Genomic DNA, 18,368 nt, shown 5'->3' with positions numbered 1-18,368 from the left:
CTTAAACATACGGATCGGACTCTCCGCAGTACGTCCATTGGTGTGGCAGTACTTCTCGAGCAGTTCATCATAAATGAAACTGAAGTCTATTAGATCGTTGATCTTTCGAAGTAAATTGTCTTTGGGAATGATCAAATCATACAATCCTGAGTAGGCACTGAATTGAATCTTTTGTTGATGAGCTAACATTGGGCACCTTTTAAAACCTACTTTTAAGGTACAAAAAAAGAGCAGATAACCATAGTTCTTCTGCTCTTTTTGGACTCCAAATATTTAAAAGGACTTTTTCAGTGCCCTCGTATCATGATACAGCCCCTTTTTTATGCATTGAAATGTTTATTCATCAGCTCCAACAGCTCCTCATCAAGAAAAGCATTGGTTGCTAAAATCTCTCGTTTCTCAATAAATTCGTCGCCCCCACTAAAGTTCATGATATGTCCACCAGCTTGCTGTACAAGGTACGCACCGGCTGCTACATCCCATGAGTTGAGGTTGTATTCAAAATACGCATCAAAGCGACCACAGGCTACATAAGCAAGATCTACAGCTGCAGAACCAATCCTTCTTAAGCCGTGACATCTACGCATGATTTCTGCTAAGAGTTGCATGTACTGCTCCTGCTGAGCAAATTCATAATATGGAAAACCTGTAGCTAGTAAACAGTCTGACAGTTTAGGTCGAGAAGAAACAGTAATTGGTTTATTATTCAGATAAGCGGCACCACCTTTATAAGTATAGAACATCTCCCCTCTGGTAATCTCATAAACTACACCGATTACAGGCTGATCAGCTTCATACAAAGCGATACTGATGGAATAAGTAGGTAATCCATGAATAAAGTTAGTCGTACCGTCCAAGGGATCAATAATCCAATTGTATACAGCCCCCTTAGTACTAGTTGTTTTTTCTTCGGTAGTAAAACCCGCTTCTGGAAGGATTTTAGCTAAATTTCTGACCAATTGCTTTTCCGCAGTTTTATCCACATAGGACACTAAATCATTTAGCCCTTTAAACTCGATGGCTTTAGCATCAAAGTTCATAGATTCCTTTCTGATAAAATTACCTGTAAGCCGGGCTATAGCAATAACCTTTGAGCATAATATTTCGTAATCCAAATCGGGTAAATTTTAATAGTTGGCTAATTTATCTTTGTTCTTTACTGCATTAAGCACAAGAAACAAGCCAGATAAGAACATGATACAAGATAAAAATTCTGCTTGTGTAAATTGTATACCAGCAACATTGTATTTAGTGTTCACGCGAATCAGTTCGATGAAGAAACGCTCTACACCATTCATCATCAGGTAAATTCCAAACATCATGCCTGGCAATTTAATACGGTCACGAATTTTCCATAAGATCAGGAATAAGATAAAGCAAACGATCACCTCATAAAGTGGAGTTGGATATGCTGGTTGAGCTAGCTCATTACAGAACTTACCAACGCATCCTGGGATAGGTATCCCCTCATTGGCTACGTTATTTGGATACTTATAAGCCCAAAGCCAGTCTGGAAGCCATGAGAATGGTTTAGGATTTAAATTTGTAATCCCCCAATCACCATCACCTGACATATGACAACCGATACGACCAACGCTATATGCAAGCATCATACCCGGTCCACCAATATCTAGCATATGCAATACTTTGATGCCGTTTTTACGAGCAATATATAACACAGCTGCACCACCGCAAATCAATCCACCATAAAAAGTTAAACCACTAAAAGAAAGCAAGCTATTTATAGGGTCTGCTACAAATGAGTCCCAATGTTCCAGGTTATCAAATATCTTGGCACCTAAAAAGCCCCATACCGCAGCCCAAACAATCAGCGAACCCATCAGCTCGTAAGGATGCTGAGTTACTTCAACAGTCTTTGGCTTATCTAGTTTTACTTTATTTTTTTCCTGGTAATCCCAGTAAGCGAACAAACCTGCAAAAAACAAACCACCCAGAATATTTCCTTTGGTAGAAAGCAAAACCGTTTGCGCATCGGCTACAAAGAGTTTATAGTTTAATAACGCATAAACCAATTTATAGCCAATAAGAAAGCCAAAAATAGCATTAGAAGCTATTTCTATTGCACTGGCAGGTTTACCTATAGTGATTAGTTTTTTTATCGGATGAATGATTCCCAGCGCTTCTTTTCGCTTAAATTCTTGAGTAAATGCCCAGTAACCGGCAACAAATGCCAAGGCAACAAAAACACCAAATGTATTAAAGGGAAGCGGAACCTGTATACCAAAAAGGTATTCTATAAAATGAGATACGGTTGGAAACATAAGTTAAAAAAGGTTTTTATGCGAATATAAGATTAATGCGCTAATACTTCCTGTGTTTCTTCAACTTCTACCTCTCCATCAGCAGTCAATTCAACTAGTTTAACAGTTTTGATTTCGTTAACCATTACCGGATCGTACTTCGCTTTTACTTTCACATAGTTTTTAGTAAAACCATGCATGAATCCGTTCTTCTGATCGTCTTCGAACAGCACTTCGCCAATCGTATTTAACTGTGATTGATAGAAGGCCCTGCGCTTTTTATCCGATAAGATATGGAGCATTTTACTACGATCTGCACGCGTGCTTCCTGCAACACGACCTTTCATTTCGGCTGCTTCGGTTTGCTCACGTTCAGAGTACGTAAATACATGCAAGTAGGAAATATCAAGCTCATTCAGAAACTGGTACGTATCCAGAAAGTCTTCATGCGTTTCACCAGGGAAGCCCACAATTACGTCAACACCAATACAGCAGTTTGGCATTATAGCTTTTATTTTGGCTACACGTTCGGTATACAACTCGCGTTGGTAACGTCTTTTCATCAGGCCCAATATTTTATTGGAACCAGATTGCAGTGGAATATGAAAATGAGGTACAAACCTTTTTGAGGTCGATACAAATTCAATGATTTCATTGCTTAACAAGTTCGGCTCAATAGAAGAGATCCTGATCCTTTCGATACCCTCAACTTCATCAAGCGCTTTCACCAGGTCGAAGAATTTATCTTCCCGTTGGCCATCCCGAATACCAAAATCGCCCAGATTTACTCCAGTCAATACGATTTCTTTTACACCACTTTCGGCAATTTGCTGAGCACGGTTCACCACATTTTCGATGGTATCACTCCTACTGCCACCACGCGCCAATGGTATGGTACAATAGGTGCAAGGATAATCACAACCATCCTGTACTTTCAAAAAAGTACGGGTACGATCGCCGATAGAATAAGCGGCAATAAAGTTATGGTTAACCTTTTCTATGTTTTGCTGATGAATTACTGCTTTTGGTTGCTTGGTTAGATCCGAGATAAATTCTACAATTCTGAATTTTTCTGCAGCGCCTAATACCATGTCCACCCCCTCAATCTCTGCTATTTCTGTTGGCTTTAACTGTGCGTAACAGCCAACAATGGTGATATAAGCATGGGGTGCATATTTTAAGGCTTCTTTTACCACCTTACGACATTTCTTATCTGCATGCTCTGTCACAGAACACGTATTGATCACATATACATCCGCCGCGTCTGTAAAATCCACTACTGCGTATCCAGCGTCGGTAAATAAACGGCCTATTGTTGATGTTTCAGAGAAATTCAACTTACAGCCTAATGTATAAAATGCAACTTTCTTCATTCGGTATCTATCGGTATTTTTTATGCATTTCGTCATGCTGAATTTATTTCAGCATCCCGTTTAAGCATGTTTAGAATATCAAATCCGAGATGCTGAAATAAATTCAGCATGACGAACGTTCTAACAAGCCTGCAAAGATAAGGTTTTAGATGATTTATTCCTCATTCCAACGGCAACTATCCTGCTCTAGCCCTGCCAGATCAATAACCCGACTTACTACTGTTTGTGCCACCTCTTCAATGGTTTTAGGAAGACTGTAAAAAGATGGGCTGGCCGGACAAATAATCCCTCCGGCTTCGGTCACAGTTTTCATATTATTGATGTGAATGAGGCTGAAAGGCGTATCACGCACTACTGCGATCAATTTCCTACGCTCTTTAAGAATCACATCAGCCGCTCTTGAAATTAAGTCATTCGAAATTCCATGAGCTATTCGACCAAGGGTTCCCATCGAACAAGGAATAATAATCATGGTGTCATATTTTGCAGAACCCGATGCGAAGGGAGCATTAAAATCCATTTTCGGGTAAAATGTAAAGGGATAAAGATCATAGTCTTCATTGCCCAACTCAAAGCGCCAAACCTCTTTTGCATTGTCGGACATTACCACGCCTACTTTCTCTACCTGATCAGACAATTTCAACAAGCTATCTAGCAGCAATTTAGCGTAAACAGAGCCACTGGCTCCAGTAATTGCGACAATTATTTTCTTCTTCCTCATAGCGTTTGTAAAGATACAGAAGCAGGGCAAACAAAAAAGGGCCGAAAAATTAATTTCGACCCTACATCTACCTATGAAAAACATACCCTCGAAAGGGTAAGCTCAAATGTAATTATCTTTTTTAATAAATGAAAGTTTAAACACACTTTTTTCAACTATTTTTCTTAACAACAAATTTTTGTAGCCTTACAGAAAAAATTAACATTCTATAAATATTTGATAAAAGTATTTCTTCTAAAATAATTAAGCGATTTTAGCATAATCTATTGTAATTTTGGCAAGAACAGTGTATTTATGAAAGATCTTTATACATTTAATGTAATAATATCTAACCAAATATCATGAAACCACAACTACTCAAAGTTTCTAATAACTTAGTCAATTCTTTTAGTGCAAGAAGAGACAAAGTTCCCTACATTAATAATCGCTGGCATTACCATGCCGAGGTGGAGTTGATTTACTTTAAGAAAGGAAACGGTACTCAATTTATTGGAGATAATATCAAACGTTTTAGCTCTGGCGACATTGTCCTTGTTGGTGCCCATCTGCCCCATTATTGGAAATTTGATGACAGCTATTTTAACGATGAAGAAACAAACAACGCAGACGTGGTAGTTGTTCATTTTTGCGAAAACTTTTGGGGCAATCACTTCCTCTCCTTACCGGAAAATAAAGGAATGAAATTAACGCTCGAAAAGGCCCAAAGGGGTATTCAGATTCTTGATAAAAGCAAAAAACAGATTGGAGATCTGATGGAAGAAATCCTGTTGGCTACGGGGCCAAGAAGGATTATCATTTTGATGGAAGCTTTGCTTGCTATTGAGGCCAGTGCGCAGGCTAAGCCCCTATCATCAATGGGATTCCGTAATAATTTTGAAGAAACAGAAAATGACAGGATCAATGCGATTTATAATTATTCACTAACCCATTTTAAAAGAAAGATCCTAATGGAAGAAATGGCTTCGGTGGCCAACATCAGTCCAAATTCTTTTTGCAGGTATTTTAAAACAAGAACACGAAAAACCTATACGCAGTTTATCAGTGAAATACGGGTTGGTCATGCTTGTAAACTACTGATTGAGGACAGTATGAATGTAAAGCAAATATGCTATGAAAGCGGCTTTCATAATTTCGCCAGCTTTCATAAGCACTTTAAGATCATCACCGGGCAAAGTCCTTTAAATTATCAAAAGTCTTACCTCAGTAAATAATATTTATTTTATTTTTCGGATTGCTTTTTCATAGGCATTCGCATAATTCATCATACCTATATCATTTGGATGGGTACCATCTACAGTACTCTCAATATCCTGACTAATTGCATCTTTTGTCAAATAATAGATATTTTTCAGGCCCTTAGCTTTCAATTTTTCGAAAGCTGTTTTTAAGGCAACATTTGTAACCTCATAAGCTTTCTTCCTTGTAGCATTTAACCCATCATCAGTATAACCATCGTGCTCAGTTAACAAAATAGGCACACCTGGTTTCTTCAATTGTAAAAGGGCAACAGTAGCCTCTACTCTCTTTGTTACCTCTTCGCCAGTTACGCCGGTTAAATTAGGGAGACAGTCCAGGACGTATAAACTTGCATCAATTTCAGGCAACAATTCATAAACTTCTTTTTCCAGACGGCCGTTACCAGAAAAAGCTAAATTCACGATAGGCCGGTTCAGTTTACGACTTAACATAGAAGTCCATGCCAAGCCTGCGCGACTTGCACATCCTCCTTGAGCAATCGAGGTACCATAAACCACAATTGGTTTTTCTTTAGACACAGGTGTAGGTGTAAAAACACTTTGCTCCGGCACGCTGATTTCCATCCATTTTACGGTATTGTATAAAGGCAAGTATAAAGTATATTCTCGCGCCTCCTTACCTGTCGTATTTAGGTTTGTGAATGTGTACGTTACGGTATCCCCAAATTTATATTTACCGCCAGCCCAAAGCCATTTACCTTTAGCATCTTGTGCATATAAATCGACTCCACTTACACCAGTGGCAGGCATGTGATCCATTCGCATATAACCCGACACGGCATACTTGATGATAATTTCCGGGGCATCTGATTTGAAACGAAGATTAAGGCCTGCGTTGTTTTTAGATAAATTCCATACCTCTTTACGTACTGATCCTTCTGCTTTTGCAGGCAGACGATCGTAAAAACTTTGCAATCCGCTATGCCAGCCTTGCCCAGCTACAACACTGGTCTGATCCTTTGCAGGATTCCATGTTTTATAAATTGTTTGTTGTTGAGCAAAAGTGACACTCGTACCGATCAGTACAAAAAAGGTCAATAAAAGGTTTTGTTTCATGTGTTTACATTTGTTTGGTTTTCGAATATATAAAAAAAGCAGACTAACTATAGCCTGCTTTTTTATATTATTTAAAATGTATACACAGTTGTTACCTGCCCATCCATCCTCCATCTACCGTCATCACAGTACCGTGCATGTAATTAGAAGCTTCAGAAGCCAGGAATAGAACCGGACCTTTAAAATCTTCTGCTTCACCCCATCTGCCAGCCGGAATACGCTCCATAATAGAACGACTGCGGTTTTCATCTGCTCTTAAGGCGGTGGTATTGTCTGTAGAGATATAACCCGGAGCGATTGCATTTACATTTACCCCTTTCGAAGCCCATTCGTTAGCAAACGCTTTAGTTAACTGACCAATTGCACCTTTACTAGCCGCATAACCTGGAACGGTAATACCACCTTGGAAGGTTAACAAAGAAGCTGTAAAAATGATCTTTCCACTTCCTCTTTCAACCATATCTCGACCAATTTCTCTAGTCAGGATAAAAGGTGCAGTTTGGTTTACAGCGATTACTTCATCCCAGAACTCATCCGGATGCTCAGCAATTGGCTTTCTGAGGATTGTGCCAGCGTTGTTTACCAGGATATCAATCACAGGGTGATCAGCCTTCACCTTTTCGCAAAAAGATTTCAATGAATCACGGTCGTTAAAGTTACACTGATAAGCATAGAAATTACGTCCCAATGCCTTTACTGTTCCTTCTACATCACTTCCGCTCAGTTCAAGATTAGCAGATACACCAATAATGTCTGCTCCAGCCTCAGCCAAAGCCTCAGCCATTGCTTTACCAATACCGCGTTTACAACCGGTAACCAAAGCTACTTTTCCTTTTAAATTGAATAAATCAAGTATTGCCATTTCTTTTATTTTTAATATTAAAGAACACTAACCTTTAAAGGCTGTTCTAATTGTTTTTTAAAGTTATTCAGGTAATTAAACCATCCTTGCGCATTGGTAATCTCATTGCCTTTGCTCCATGCAGAACCATTGTAATAAACCACTGGCTGGCTGCCTTTAGCCGAAGTACGAGTCAACAAATGCATTTTATCGGTCCCCATACTTAACTGTCCACCCAATACAATAGTTGCTACTCCGGTAGTACCATCAACACCATGTTGCGGCTCCCAATAACCTACAATACCTTGTGCCTCGTCCATTAAAATAGTCCCAGGTTCTTTCCTTTTTACGATACCCACTACAACAGGCAAAGCATCACCACTATAAGAATAAGCTGCTTCGATCCTATTCATGTGCGATCCTGCATCCAAGGAAATCGTCTTAGTTACTTTCACAGACTTGCCTGCTACATCCCAGGCATCATACCCCAACTCAAATGTAGTACGCAATGGTCCATTGTCCAACACTTTCCAGTAGTGGTAGTTTTTGGCAAAGAAAATAGAGTCCTTTACAATTGGAGCAACGTCTCCAGCACCCAATGTAAGACCTACACTGTAATAATCCATTCCATCACCATGATCTGTATGGTAATCACCAGTTTTATACCATTCGTTGATGATCAATTTGTTGGTTCTTTTCACCCAAACATCTGTTCCGAAGGCATTATCTTTCCTATTTTCCAATGCTTTTCCATACATACGGAAAGCTACCTTATCATTCTCCCATGCAAAATCGTCATAACGCTCTGGGACATAACGACCAAAGGTTTTTTTGGCGATAGCAGCCGGTTTACCCGGTACAATGGTCAGCTTAGCGCTACCATTTGCTTTCAAGCTTACTTGAACCAACAAATTCTGTACTTCGGTTTGTCCACGACGCTCTAACTGGAAAGGAATTTCCTTTTTCGTCGCTGAATTTAGCACTTTAAAGTTCGCCGTATCTAAACGCGGATATTTAGCCACAATACTGCTCCAACTCACCGGAACAACAGCATTTGTTCTGTCCAGTTTTGAAGGATTAGATACGGTAATCGTAGCTTTAGTTTGCGCCATTACCGGAGCATACAAAGCCGGAAACAACAACAAAAGGCCAATTATTTTTTTCATTATATTATCGTTTAATAACTACTTCAAATCATTAATTGCGCAATGGTCCATATCACCATAATCTAAGTTCTCACCTGCCATTCCCCAGATAAAAGTATAGTTGCTAGTTCCCGCTCCAGAGTGAATAGACCAGTTAGGTGAAATTACAGCTTGCTCATTTTGCATCCAGATGTGTCTGGTTTCCTGTGGATCACCCATAAAATGACATACACTTTGCCCTTGAGGTACTTCAAAATAGAAGTATACTTCCATCCTTCTGTCGTGTGTATGTGCTGGCATAGTATTCCATACACTTCCGCTTTTCAATTCGGTCATACCCATTTGCAATTGGCAAGTAGGCAATACGCTATTCACCAACAATTTATTGATCACACGGTGATTTGCAGTTTCTGGCGTACCTAACTCAACGATTTCAGCATCTGCTTTAGATACCTTTTTGCTTGGATAAGTATGATGTGCAGGTGCAGAATTGATGTAGAATTTTGCAGGGTTGTTTTTATCATCAGAAGCAAAAGTTACTTCTTTTGTTCCTTTACCAAGATATAAAGCTTCTTTAAATTCTAATTCATAAGTAACGCCATCGGCAACAATTGTACCTTTTGCGCCAACATTAATAATCCCCAATTCTCTTCTTTCCAGGAAATAAGCAGCTTTTAGGTTTTCTGGATTAGACAAGGCTACAACCTCATTTACCGGCATTACACCTCCTGTGATATAACGGTCGAAATGAGATAAAGTAAGCTTAACAGCATCTGCTTCAAATAAGCTTTCCATTAAAAAATTCTTGCGTAAAGCAGCAGTATCAAATTGCTTTGCTTCACCTGGACTAACTGCATAGCGGCTTTCAAAAGATGTTTTCATTGTTTTTTTTATTTATTTATTCATCCATCCCATTGGGATGTTATTGTGTTACTAGTTAGTTTGTACTTGTCGATTTTCTGACGATCAGCTCTACAGGAATCATTACCGGCTCTATTTTATAGGTAGGTCCCTCTGCATCATTGCTCAATAACTCCACCACAGTCTCTACAATTCTTCTACCTACCAGGCTTGGAAATTGCTCAACTGAAGTAATGGCTGGAGTAATGATGGCCGTGCGTGGATCATTAGAATATCCTGCAACTTTCAATACATCCGGCACAATGATCCCTTTTTCCTTTGCATATTCAATCGCGGCAATGGCACTGGTATCATTATCAGCAAACAACCCATCAGGACCTGCTCCCGTTGTAAACATTTTCTGCATGGCAAAAAGTGCATTTCCTTGCGTAAGTTCCTGATGAAAAACCCAATCCGGATTTACCGGCAACTGGTGTTCTTCCATCGCTTTTAAAAAACCTGCAGCTCTATCCTGATAAAGATTAGAAGTTAAAGGCCCCGAAATATGTGCTATTCTTTTGCAACCTGCGGCAATCAAATGAGAGGTAGCCAAATAGGCGCCTTTAAAATCATCACCTTTAATCAAAGTTGCTTTGTAATCCTCCACTGGAACCCTATCGTAAAAAATAACCGGGGTACCATGTTCTACAAATTTATCGAAGTGACTAAAGTCTACCGTTTGCAAAGTGCAGGCAGCAATCAGCGCATCCACCCTTGATGAATACAAGGTCTCAGCCAACTCCCGCTCCATACTTACCGAATCATTAGACTGGCAGATGATCAAGCTATAACCATGCTTATGCAAGTCATTTTGTATCGTGGTAATCACCTCGGCATGAAAAAACATAGAAACCCGAGGAATGATGAGCCCTATTGTGTGCGTTCTATTGCTACGTAAGCCCGAAGCCATAAGATTTCGGCGATAGCCTAGCTTTGCAGCCATCTCTACCACATCATTTCTGGTCTTTTCCTTCACATAAGGATGATTATTCAAAGCACGGGAAATCGTTGCAGGTGAAAGCTTTAGCGCTTCCGCGATATCGAGTATGGTATTCTGGTAATTCTTTTTTCCGACAGCCATAAAACAATTAAAGATTGGCAAGCTAGCATTTTTTTTAATCATCTGAAAACGTTTGCATAAATAAGCACAAATGTTAACCATGGTATGACAGCACAGGACAGTGCGATTATTTAAAAATACTATATTTAACCGCAAAACCTAGTATACATGAACGTAGGCCTATTCATACCTTGTTATATCGACCAATTTTATCCAAATGCGGCCATAGCTACTTTAAATTTATTAAGCGGACTTGGCATAACAGTAAAATATCCTGTCAACCAGACCTGCTGTGGACAGCCAATGGCCAACTCTGGCTTTGAGCACCTGACCCAGGGATGCAACGACTTATTTATTGACAATTTTGCAGAATTTGATTACATCGTTTCCCCTTCGGGTAGCTGTGTATTGCATATAAAAGATCACTTGCATTCGCCAAAAGAAGAAGATAAAGCATTAGGAATTAGAAAAAAGGTATACGAATTAACAGAGTTTTTAACAGACGTGCTTAAGGTGGAGAAACTATCCGCCCGTTTTCCACATAAGGTAGGTGTACACCAAAGCTGTCACGGTCAGCGCGGTTTAATGCTTGCGCAAATGTCTGAATTGGTAGATGCTCCATTTTCAAAACCCTTACATTTATTAAAAATGGTAGAAGGTTTGGAATTGGTTGAACTGAGCAGACCAGATGAATGCTGTGGTTTTGGTGGAACTTTTTGCGTAGCCGAAGAAGCCGTATCGGTAAAAATGGGCAAAGATCGTGTAGCAGATCATGTCAATCATGGCGCAGAATATATTACAGCTGCAGATATGTCCTGCTTAATGCACATGGAAGGTATCCTGCGTAGGCAGAACAGCAATGTTAAGGTGCTGCACATTGCAGAAATATTAAGCGCACAATAGTTTTACAGAAAAGTACAACAATAAAGACACATGAGTTCAGGAACAAAAGACCACGCAGCTTTATCGGATATATTTAATAAAGATGAGGCAAGGGTAGACTGGCACGACGAAACTTTATGGTTTGTTCGCGCCAAGCGCGATAAAGCCGCTCACAACATACCCGAATGGGAAGCACTAAGGGAAGCCGCTTCACAAATTAAAAACAATGTACTTTCTAACCTCCACAATTACTTAATTGAATTTGAGGAGCAGGCACAAAAGAATGGTGTTACGGTACATTGGGCAGCTGATGCAGCCGAGCACAATCAAATTGTACATTCCATATTAAAGGAGCACAATGTAAACCGGCTAATCAAAAGCAAGTCGATGCTTACTGAGGAATGCCATTTAAATGAGTACCTAAAGCAAAATGACATAGAGGTAATTGATACCGATCTGGGCGAGCGAATTGTCCAACTGGCACAGGAGCCACCCAGTCATATTGTATTGCCCTGCATCCATAAAAAGAAAGAAGAAATAGGTGAATTGTTCCATGAGCATCTGGGTACACCAGAAGGCATGTCTGACCCCGTATTTTTAACTGCCGCTGCGCGGGAACATCTACGCGAAACCTTTTTAACGCGCAAAGCAGCCATTACTGGGGTAAATTTCGCTGTTGCCGAAACCGGTGAGTTTGTGGTTTGCACCAATGAAGGGAATGCTGATATGGGTGCGCATCTTGCAGATGTACACATTGCCTGTATGGGGATTGAAAAGATCATCCCTAAACGCAAAAATCTAGGCGTTTTTTTAAGACTGTTAACGAGAAGTGCAACGGGACAACCGATTACGACTTATTCTAGTCATTTTAAAAAACCAAGACCGGGTCAGCAAATGCACATTGTGTTGGTTGACAATGGCAGAACAACTCAATTGAGCCGTCCTGATTTCCGCAACTCATTAAAATGTATCCGCTGTGCAGCTTGCATGAACACTTGCCCGGTTTACCGCCGAAGTGGTGGACACAGTTACCATACTGCTGTTGCAGGACCGATAGGCTCTATTTTGGCGCCAAACCTGGACATGAAGGAATATTCTGATCTGCCCTTTGCCTCTACCCTATGTGGTTCATGCAGTAATGTATGCCCGGTTAAAATCAATATTCACGAACAACTTTATAAATGGAGACAGGTGATTGTTAAGGAAGGCTATGCCGACCCAACAAAGAAACTGGCCATGAAGGCAATGGAATTTACCTTGTCCAGTCCTTTCGTTTACAAAAACGCAGGAAAGGTAGGACGTTGGTTCATGAAACATGCTCCGTTTACCGTAAACAATAAACTAAACCTTTGGTACCAACACCGCGAAATGCCTGAAGTGCCTAAAGAATCATTTGGAGAGTGGTACAAGAAAAATAAAAAGAATGACTAGCAGAGCACAGATTTTAGAGAAAGTATTGAACAATCAACCGGATGCGCAGCCACTGCCAGCCGATTCATTCACCGCATTTCCCGCTGCAGATCCTGTACAAGCTTTTGCCACGGTACTAACGACTATTGGAGGCACTTTTATCGAGGTTTCGGACTATCAAGCTGTTCAAAAGTACATCCTTGAACATTTCACAGGTCAGCGTATTGTATCTACTTTACCTGAACTGGCTGAAGTATCAGAACAAGGCTGGGAAGATCAGGATCCACATAGTTATGCCAATGTAGATCTTGCAGTCATCAGTGCTCATTTTGGTGTTGCAGAGAATGCTGCTTTGTGGATTACCGAAGATTTAATGCATCAACGTGCGGTACCATTCATTTGTCAGCAACTTGCTGTTGTAGTCAGTAAAAAGGAGATTGTGCAAACCATGCACGATGCCTATTTGAAAATAGGCATCGCTGAATATGGTTTTGGAAGTTTTATTGCTGGGCCGTCTAAAACAGCCGATATTGAACAATCATTAGTGCTTGGGGCTCATGGGCCCAAAGGGATGACTGTTTTTGTAATGGATTAATCTTCCTCAATAAAATCAAGGTCTTTGTGATGAGTTTCAGGAATAGTTCTGATACAATAAAAGCCTATACCGAAACAAATCAGGCCTAGTAAAGCCGCAGAATTTAGGGGTAATACAATTGGTTTTAATGTCGTGTAAAACGTGGTCATCAACACCACAGTTCCCCTTACCATATTTGGTATGGTGGTAGCTGCTGTAGCCCTGACATTGGTGCCGAACTGCTCTGCGCCGATGGTTACAAACATGGCCCAGTAACCGATACCAAAGCCAACCCATAAACACATACCATAAAGACCAAATGTGCTATTTACACCTCCATAAAGATATACAATTGCTCCAATTGCGGTGAATATCATCATATAGGTTACGGCGCGTATACGCGATTCCAGCCAATAGCTAACCACTCCGCTCACCAGGTCACCTGCCGAAAGTCCGACATAACACCACATTACCGCAAGTCCTGGTTTTATGTCCTCAGCAATGCCTAGGGCCTTACCAAATTCATTACTAAAAGTAGCTAGAATACCAATTACATACCAGGTTGGCAAACCTATACCGATGCATTTTAAATACAAAATCAATCTGCTTTTCTTTGTGAAAAAAGATAGAAAATTCCCCTTAGCCACATTGCTCTTTTCTTTCATGTTATGAAACATACCAGATTCAAAAACACCGATTCTTAAAAACAAGAGCAAAATCCCCATACCGCCACCTATAAAATAGGCGTTCCTCCAACTGAACATTTCTACTGTAAAATACCCCGCAACGGCGCCCATCAATCCTACTCCCGCAACAACCGAAGTACCTATTGCCCTTAGTCTTTTAGGTAAGCTTTCCGAAACGAGGGTAATTCCTGCGCCCAATTCTCCGGCAAGGCCAATACCCGCAATAAAACGGAGCAGTTTATATAGGGTTACATCATGAACAAAACCACAGGCAAAGTTTGCTACGGAATAAGTAATAATGGAACCAAAAAGCACAGAAAGACGTCCTTTTTTATCACCCAAAACACCCCACAAGATGCCTCCAAGTAGTAAACCAGTCATCTGCCAGTTTAAAATGCTTGCACCTTCAATAGAAACCTGAGCTTCATTGAGGCCAAGTTCTGTTAAGCTGGGTATCCGTACGATACCGAATAAAAGTAAGTCGTAAATATCTACAAAGTAGCCTAAAGAAGCTACAATGACAGGAGCACTAAACAGATAGGCTGCAGCGCTTTTTTCTTTGGTTAGGTTGGTCATTTAATGATTATTGTTTGGTTTTTTATTTAGCTAAGATATTTATTTTTATAAGTAACTATTAAATTCATTTTAAATTTATTTCTTAAGATATCCTAAGAGCCCATTTGCACAGCTAACAATATCATAATATTAAGATTAAGCAGCGATCATGTTGGAACTATACTTTAGCTCATAAACTTAATAAATACATATGAGAAAATTTTTACTATTTGCCCTTCTTTTAACCATCGGTATAACCAGTTGTAAAAAAGACAAGTCACCTGAGTCCATTGATAATGAAGATCCGGCTACCTTTTCGGAGATTGGATCGTTGGATATTGGCGGGGTTGGCGCAGCAGAGATTTCTGCATTTGATCCACTGACCAACAGATTATTTGTAGTTAAAAATGAAGCGGGTATCAATAAAATCGAAGTAATTGATTTCAAAAATCCATCTGCGATGAATTCCATTGGATCCATCGACATTACCGATCTTGGTGCTGTAAATAGCGTTGCAGTACACGATGGCAAACTTGCCGCAGCAATTGAGGCTAAAGACAAACAGGCCAATGGAAAGGTCGCCGTTTTTAAAACCACTGATTACAGCAAGATAACTGAAGTTATTGTAGGTGCATTACCTGATATGGTAACCTTTTCTCCGGATGGAAAATACATCCTTACCGCAAATGAAGGTGAACCTAATGCTGATTACACAAATGATCCATCCGGCACCATATCTATTATATCAGTAAATAACAATTACGCCGTAACTACAATTGATTTCTCTTCAATGGCCAGTCAGCAAACTGCCCTAATGCAAAAAGGCTTTAGAATCTTTGGTTTGAACAGCACCTTTGTTAAAGACATAGAGCCAGAATACATCACCATTTCTTCCGACTCTAAGACGGCCTGGATCACCCTACAGGAAAACAATGGAATTGCGAAGTTAGACATCGCCAGCAAAACCATTACCAATATCTTTCCTTTAGGATTCAAAGATTACAGTCTGGATGGGAATTTTATAGACCCCAGTGATAAAGAAGTAGGATACAAAGCTGCAAAGTGGAATGTGAAAGGCATTTACATGCCAGATGCAATAGCTGTTTTAGAAGAAAACGGAATACCCTATCTGTTTACTGCAAATGAAGGCGATGCCAGAGAATATGCAGCATTTACTGAAGTAAAAAGAGTAAAAGAAAACACGGTATTACTGGATGCCGTTAAATTCCCCAACGCTACCGATCTGAAAAAAGATGAACAATTGGGCAGGTTAAATATAACCACAACCCTGGGCGACACAGATAAAGATGGAGATCTTGATGAATTGTATTCTCTAGGTTCACGTTCATTTTCAGTATGGAACGGCATTACCGGGGCACAGGTCTTTGACAGTAAAAATGAGCTAGACAGAAAATGTAATGATGCTGGAGCATATGATGATGGCAGAAGCGACGATAAAAGTGTTGAACCTGAAGGAATCACCATTGGTATTGTAGGTAATAAAAAAACTGCATTTGTAGGTATGGAGCGTGCTGATGCCGTAGCAGTTTATGACGTTACCACCCCATCTAATCCGGTTTTTCTGCAATTGTTAAAATGTGGTGATGCACCGGAAGGTGTATTATTCATCCCCGCTAAAAACAGTCCTACCAAAAAGAGTTTATTAGTAGTAAGTAGTGAAGAAGATGGTGTAATTAAGGTATACACACCGAAAAGCATATAAATAAACCTATAAATACAAAAATTAAAAACCCCGCAGTGATTAAGCTTCGGGGTTTTTCTTTTTACCTATTATTTATGTATTAGCTATATTTGATCATCCACGATTTATAATATGCGTATACCATTCGAAGAACTGCAGGAAGAATTAAAAAGAGTATTGTTACAACTATCCTTTACAAAGGAAATGGCTAATACCTGTGCAACAATATTTGCTTCAAATAGCAGGGATGGTATATCATCGCATGGACTAAATAGATTTCCAGTCTTTGTAGAGCATGTTCGAAAAGGCTTGGTTAAACCTGATGCAGCACCTATATTACTCGAAAAAATTGGCGCTATCGAACGTTGGGATGGAAACTTTGCACCCGGGATGGCCAATGCTACACATTGCATGAACCGCGCTATTGAACTGGCAAAAGAAAACGGCATTGGTTGTGTAGCCATCAAAAACACCAACCATTGGATGCGAGGAGGAACTTACGGCTGGCAGGCTGCAGAAGCGGGTTGCATTGGTATTTGCTTTACTAATGCAACAGCAAATATGCCTGCCTGGGGCGGTAAAGAATCTGTTTTGGGTAATAACCCCCTGATAATTGCGGTGCCAAGAGCCGAAGGCCATGTTGTGCTCGATATGGCGATGTCGCAATTTTCTTATGGCAAAATGCAGGAATATGAGTTGAAACATGAGTCACTCCCCTTTCCTGGTGGCTATGATGCAGAAGGAAATTTAAGTTCAGATCCTGCTACGATCAAAAAAACTAAACTGGCCTTGCCGATTGGTTTCTGGAAAGGTTCGGGCCTTTCCCTGGTACTTGACCTGTTGGTTGTGGCCCTTAGTGGCGGACGCTCTACTCAACAAATCTCTGCCGACGAGTACGAAACCGGCGTTTCGCAGTGTTTTATTTGTCTGCACCAGCCAGATATGCATGCTGCCCTAATAGAAGAAATTCTGAACTTCACTAAAAACAGTACCCCTACGGAATCCGGTAAAACGGTCAGCTACCCGGGAGAACGCACACTGCGAACCCGTTCTGAAAATGAGAAAAATGGGGTACCAGTCAATGAAGAAATCTGGCAACAGCTAAAAAACATGTAAAAATTTGGATTGCTTATTTTATTCTCTATATTTGGTTAACCAATAATTGGTAGACCAAATATATTGTATGAAATCATTTATAGAAACCATCAGGTCAATTGAAGTAGAATCTCCTGTTGATAAAATCATAGGACAGCTAAAACAACTCATTACCTCGGGACAATTACAACCCGGAGATCGATTACCTGCGGAAAGAATCCTAGCTGAAAAATTTGGCGTAGGTCGTAGTTATGTTCGTGAAGCGATTTTAAAACTTGAATTTTACGGTTTACTCAGAACCAACCCACAAAGTGGAACCTATGTTTCTGGTTTAAGCATCAAAGTTTTAGACAATATCATCACAGATATCATCAAATTTAATAAGGAAGATTTTAACGCACTTTTAGAAGCCCGGTACTATTTAGAACTGGATGCCGTAAAACTAGCTGCAGAAAGAAGAACAGCGCAAGATCTGGTTAACCTTAAGGAAGCGATGATTGATTACGAGAATAAGATCAATAGCAATCAGGATGCAATTGAAGAGGATATGCTTTTTCACATTGCCATCGCAAGGGCTACTAAAAACTCTGTAATCGAGTCTATGATTCTTATTCTGATCCCTGATCTGATCAAGAACATCGTAGAAAGCAAGATTTGCGGAGATAATCGTGGTAAACTGGCCATAGCCGAGCATAGAAATATACTAATGGCTATAGAAAACCAGGATATAGATGCTGCAGAAAATGCAGTTGCTGCTCACCTTAACGACATGTTTCAAATTAGCAAAGCCGGATTTTCCGCACAAAATATTATTAATGAGAATTAACTAAGTACAAACACCTCTCATTTCT

17 protein-coding genes and 1 pseudogene are annotated in these 18,368 nt (G+C 40.0%); 7 read left to right on the top strand and 11 right to left on the bottom strand.

Annotated elements, in window-relative coordinates; all coding sequences use genetic code 11:
- The 5 genes and pseudogenes from FBD94_RS24930 to FBD94_RS24910 all read right to left on the bottom strand — a co-directional run.
- Positions 1-189, bottom strand: a pseudogene (locus FBD94_RS24930) (IS5/IS1182 family transposase); the annotation flags it as partial.
- A gap of 131 nt (positions 190-320) precedes the next feature.
- On the bottom strand, positions 321-1,115 hold the full coding sequence (locus tag FBD94_RS24925; protein WP_131610849.1) for an inositol monophosphatase family protein: 795 nt from the start codon (positions 1,113-1,115) through the stop codon (positions 321-323).
- Positions 1,116-1,127: 12 nt separating this feature from the next.
- Positions 1,128-2,282 carry a prolipoprotein diacylglyceryl transferase gene (locus tag FBD94_RS24920; protein WP_131610848.1) on the bottom strand — a complete coding sequence of 385 codons (1,155 nt, stop codon included), beginning with the start codon at positions 2,280-2,282 and terminating at the stop codon, positions 1,128-1,130.
- 32 nt (positions 2,283-2,314) lie between these two features.
- Entirely contained in the window at positions 2,315-3,634 is a 1,320-nt protein-coding gene (gene mtaB, locus FBD94_RS24915; RefSeq protein WP_136882231.1) for a tRNA (N(6)-L-threonylcarbamoyladenosine(37)-C(2))-methylthiotransferase MtaB, read from the bottom strand.
- Positions 3,635-3,788: 154 nt separating this feature from the next.
- A complete protein-coding gene (locus FBD94_RS24910) occupies positions 3,789-4,355 on the bottom strand; it encodes a UbiX family flavin prenyltransferase (RefSeq protein WP_136882230.1) in 567 nt (188 codons plus the stop codon).
- Positions 4,356-4,696: 341 nt separating this feature from the next.
- Between FBD94_RS24910 and FBD94_RS24905 the strand changes: the two genes are divergently transcribed.
- Complete coding sequence (locus tag FBD94_RS24905) at positions 4,697-5,566, top strand: AraC family transcriptional regulator (RefSeq protein ID WP_131610845.1); 870 nt, start codon at positions 4,697-4,699, stop codon at positions 5,564-5,566.
- 3 nt (positions 5,567-5,569) lie between these two features.
- Here FBD94_RS24905 and FBD94_RS24900 read toward each other — a convergent pair whose 3' ends face one another.
- The 5 genes from FBD94_RS24900 to FBD94_RS24880 all read right to left on the bottom strand — a co-directional run bounded on the left by FBD94_RS24900 (position 5,570) and on the right by FBD94_RS24880 (position 10,634).
- A complete protein-coding gene (locus tag FBD94_RS24900; RefSeq protein WP_136882229.1) occupies positions 5,570-6,667 on the bottom strand; it encodes an SGNH/GDSL hydrolase family protein in 1,098 nt (365 codons plus the stop codon).
- Positions 6,668-6,758: 91 nt separating this feature from the next.
- The gene (locus FBD94_RS24895; protein ID WP_169472406.1) at positions 6,759-7,523 is read right to left on the bottom strand and encodes an SDR family oxidoreductase; all 765 of its coding nucleotides are present in this window, start codon (positions 7,521-7,523) and stop codon (positions 6,759-6,761) included.
- A 23-nt stretch (positions 7,524-7,546) separates the two neighbouring features.
- Complete coding sequence (locus FBD94_RS24890; RefSeq protein WP_136882227.1) at positions 7,547-8,674, bottom strand: DUF4861 family protein; 1,128 nt, start codon at positions 8,672-8,674, stop codon at positions 7,547-7,549.
- Positions 8,675-8,692: 18 nt separating this feature from the next.
- The gene (gene kduI, locus FBD94_RS24885; RefSeq protein ID WP_131610841.1) at positions 8,693-9,535 is read right to left on the bottom strand and encodes a 5-dehydro-4-deoxy-D-glucuronate isomerase; all 843 of its coding nucleotides are present in this window, start codon (positions 9,533-9,535) and stop codon (positions 8,693-8,695) included.
- A gap of 55 nt (positions 9,536-9,590) precedes the next feature.
- Complete coding sequence (locus FBD94_RS24880) at positions 9,591-10,634, bottom strand: LacI family DNA-binding transcriptional regulator (RefSeq protein WP_136882226.1); 1,044 nt, start codon at positions 10,632-10,634, stop codon at positions 9,591-9,593.
- 147 nt (positions 10,635-10,781) lie between these two features.
- Between FBD94_RS24880 and FBD94_RS24875 the strand changes: the two genes are divergently transcribed.
- From FBD94_RS24875 to FBD94_RS24865, 3 genes are read left to right on the top strand one after another with little or no spacing between them, the layout of a single operon-like run.
- Positions 10,782-11,516 carry a (Fe-S)-binding protein gene (locus FBD94_RS24875; protein ID WP_131610840.1) on the top strand — a complete coding sequence of 245 codons (735 nt, stop codon included), beginning with the start codon at positions 10,782-10,784 and terminating at the stop codon, positions 11,514-11,516.
- 30 nt (positions 11,517-11,546) lie between these two features.
- On the top strand, positions 11,547-12,926 hold the full coding sequence (locus FBD94_RS24870; protein ID WP_131610839.1) for a lactate utilization protein B: 1,380 nt from the start codon (positions 11,547-11,549) through the stop codon (positions 12,924-12,926).
- Positions 12,919-13,500, top strand: coding sequence for a LutC/YkgG family protein (locus tag FBD94_RS24865; RefSeq protein ID WP_131610838.1), 582 nt, complete (start codon positions 12,919-12,921; stop codon positions 13,498-13,500). The genes FBD94_RS24870 and FBD94_RS24865 overlap by 8 nt, the downstream gene beginning before the upstream one ends.
- Here FBD94_RS24865 and FBD94_RS24860 read toward each other — a convergent pair.
- The gene (locus FBD94_RS24860; protein ID WP_131610837.1) at positions 13,497-14,741 is read right to left on the bottom strand and encodes an MFS transporter; all 1,245 of its coding nucleotides are present in this window, start codon (positions 14,739-14,741) and stop codon (positions 13,497-13,499) included. The two genes, FBD94_RS24865 and FBD94_RS24860, sit on opposite strands and share 4 nt — an antisense overlap.
- Positions 14,742-14,931: 190 nt before the next feature.
- Here FBD94_RS24860 and FBD94_RS24855 point away from each other — a divergent pair, with 190 nt between their 5' ends.
- The 3 genes from FBD94_RS24855 to FBD94_RS24845 all read left to right on the top strand — a co-directional run bounded on the left by FBD94_RS24855 (position 14,932) and on the right by FBD94_RS24845 (position 18,343).
- Complete coding sequence (locus FBD94_RS24855) at positions 14,932-16,443, top strand: choice-of-anchor I family protein (protein ID WP_136882225.1); 1,512 nt, start codon at positions 14,932-14,934, stop codon at positions 16,441-16,443.
- A gap of 111 nt (positions 16,444-16,554) precedes the next feature.
- Positions 16,555-17,538, top strand: a complete 984-nt coding sequence (yiaK, locus tag FBD94_RS24850; protein ID WP_136882224.1) for a 3-dehydro-L-gulonate 2-dehydrogenase — start codon at positions 16,555-16,557, stop codon at positions 17,536-17,538.
- 67 nt (positions 17,539-17,605) lie between these two features.
- Positions 17,606-18,343: a FadR/GntR family transcriptional regulator gene (locus FBD94_RS24845; protein WP_136882223.1), complete on the top strand. Its 738-nt coding sequence runs from the start codon at positions 17,606-17,608 to the stop codon at positions 18,341-18,343.
- The last annotated feature ends 25 nt before the right edge of the window (positions 18,344-18,368 follow it).

Origin of the sequence: Pedobacter hiemivivus (genome assembly GCF_005144565.1) — a bacterium.
Classification (GTDB): Bacteria; Bacteroidota; Bacteroidia; order Sphingobacteriales; family Sphingobacteriaceae; genus Pedobacter; species Pedobacter hiemivivus.
This window is presented reverse-complemented; position numbering and strand designations above follow the sequence as displayed.

Excerpts from the sequence above, each read along its gene's own strand:
- FBD94_RS24875 (WP_131610840.1), top strand. The coding sequence starts at position 10,782 with ATGAACGTAGGCCTATTCATACCTTGTTATATCGACCAATTTTATCCA.
- FBD94_RS24845 (WP_136882223.1), top strand. The coding sequence starts at position 17,606 with ATGAAATCATTTATAGAAACCATCAGGTCAATTGAAGTAGAATCTCCT.
- FBD94_RS24865 (WP_131610838.1), top strand. The coding sequence starts at position 12,919 with ATGACTAGCAGAGCACAGATTTTAGAGAAAGTATTGAACAATCAACCG.
- FBD94_RS24855 (WP_136882225.1), top strand. The coding sequence starts at position 14,932 with ATGAGAAAATTTTTACTATTTGCCCTTCTTTTAACCATCGGTATAACC.
- FBD94_RS24860 (WP_131610837.1), bottom strand. The coding sequence starts at position 14,741 with ATGACCAACCTAACCAAAGAAAAAAGCGCTGCAGCCTATCTGTTTAGT.
- FBD94_RS24920 (WP_131610848.1), bottom strand. The coding sequence starts at position 2,282 with ATGTTTCCAACCGTATCTCATTTTATAGAATACCTTTTTGGTATACAG.
- FBD94_RS24905 (WP_131610845.1), top strand. The coding sequence starts at position 4,697 with ATGAAACCACAACTACTCAAAGTTTCTAATAACTTAGTCAATTCTTTT.
- yiaK (WP_136882224.1), top strand. The coding sequence starts at position 16,555 with ATGCGTATACCATTCGAAGAACTGCAGGAAGAATTAAAAAGAGTATTG.
- mtaB (WP_136882231.1), bottom strand. The coding sequence starts at position 3,634 with ATGAAGAAAGTTGCATTTTATACATTAGGCTGTAAGTTGAATTTCTCT.
- kduI (WP_131610841.1), bottom strand. The coding sequence starts at position 9,535 with ATGAAAACATCTTTTGAAAGCCGCTATGCAGTTAGTCCAGGTGAAGCA.
- FBD94_RS24890 (WP_136882227.1), bottom strand. The coding sequence starts at position 8,674 with ATGAAAAAAATAATTGGCCTTTTGTTGTTGTTTCCGGCTTTGTATGCT.
- FBD94_RS24900 (WP_136882229.1), bottom strand. The coding sequence starts at position 6,667 with ATGAAACAAAACCTTTTATTGACCTTTTTTGTACTGATCGGTACGAGT.
- FBD94_RS24880 (WP_136882226.1), bottom strand. The coding sequence starts at position 10,634 with ATGGCTGTCGGAAAAAAGAATTACCAGAATACCATACTCGATATCGCG.
- FBD94_RS24910 (WP_136882230.1), bottom strand. The coding sequence starts at position 4,355 with ATGAGGAAGAAGAAAATAATTGTCGCAATTACTGGAGCCAGTGGCTCT.
- FBD94_RS24870 (WP_131610839.1), top strand. The coding sequence starts at position 11,547 with ATGAGTTCAGGAACAAAAGACCACGCAGCTTTATCGGATATATTTAAT.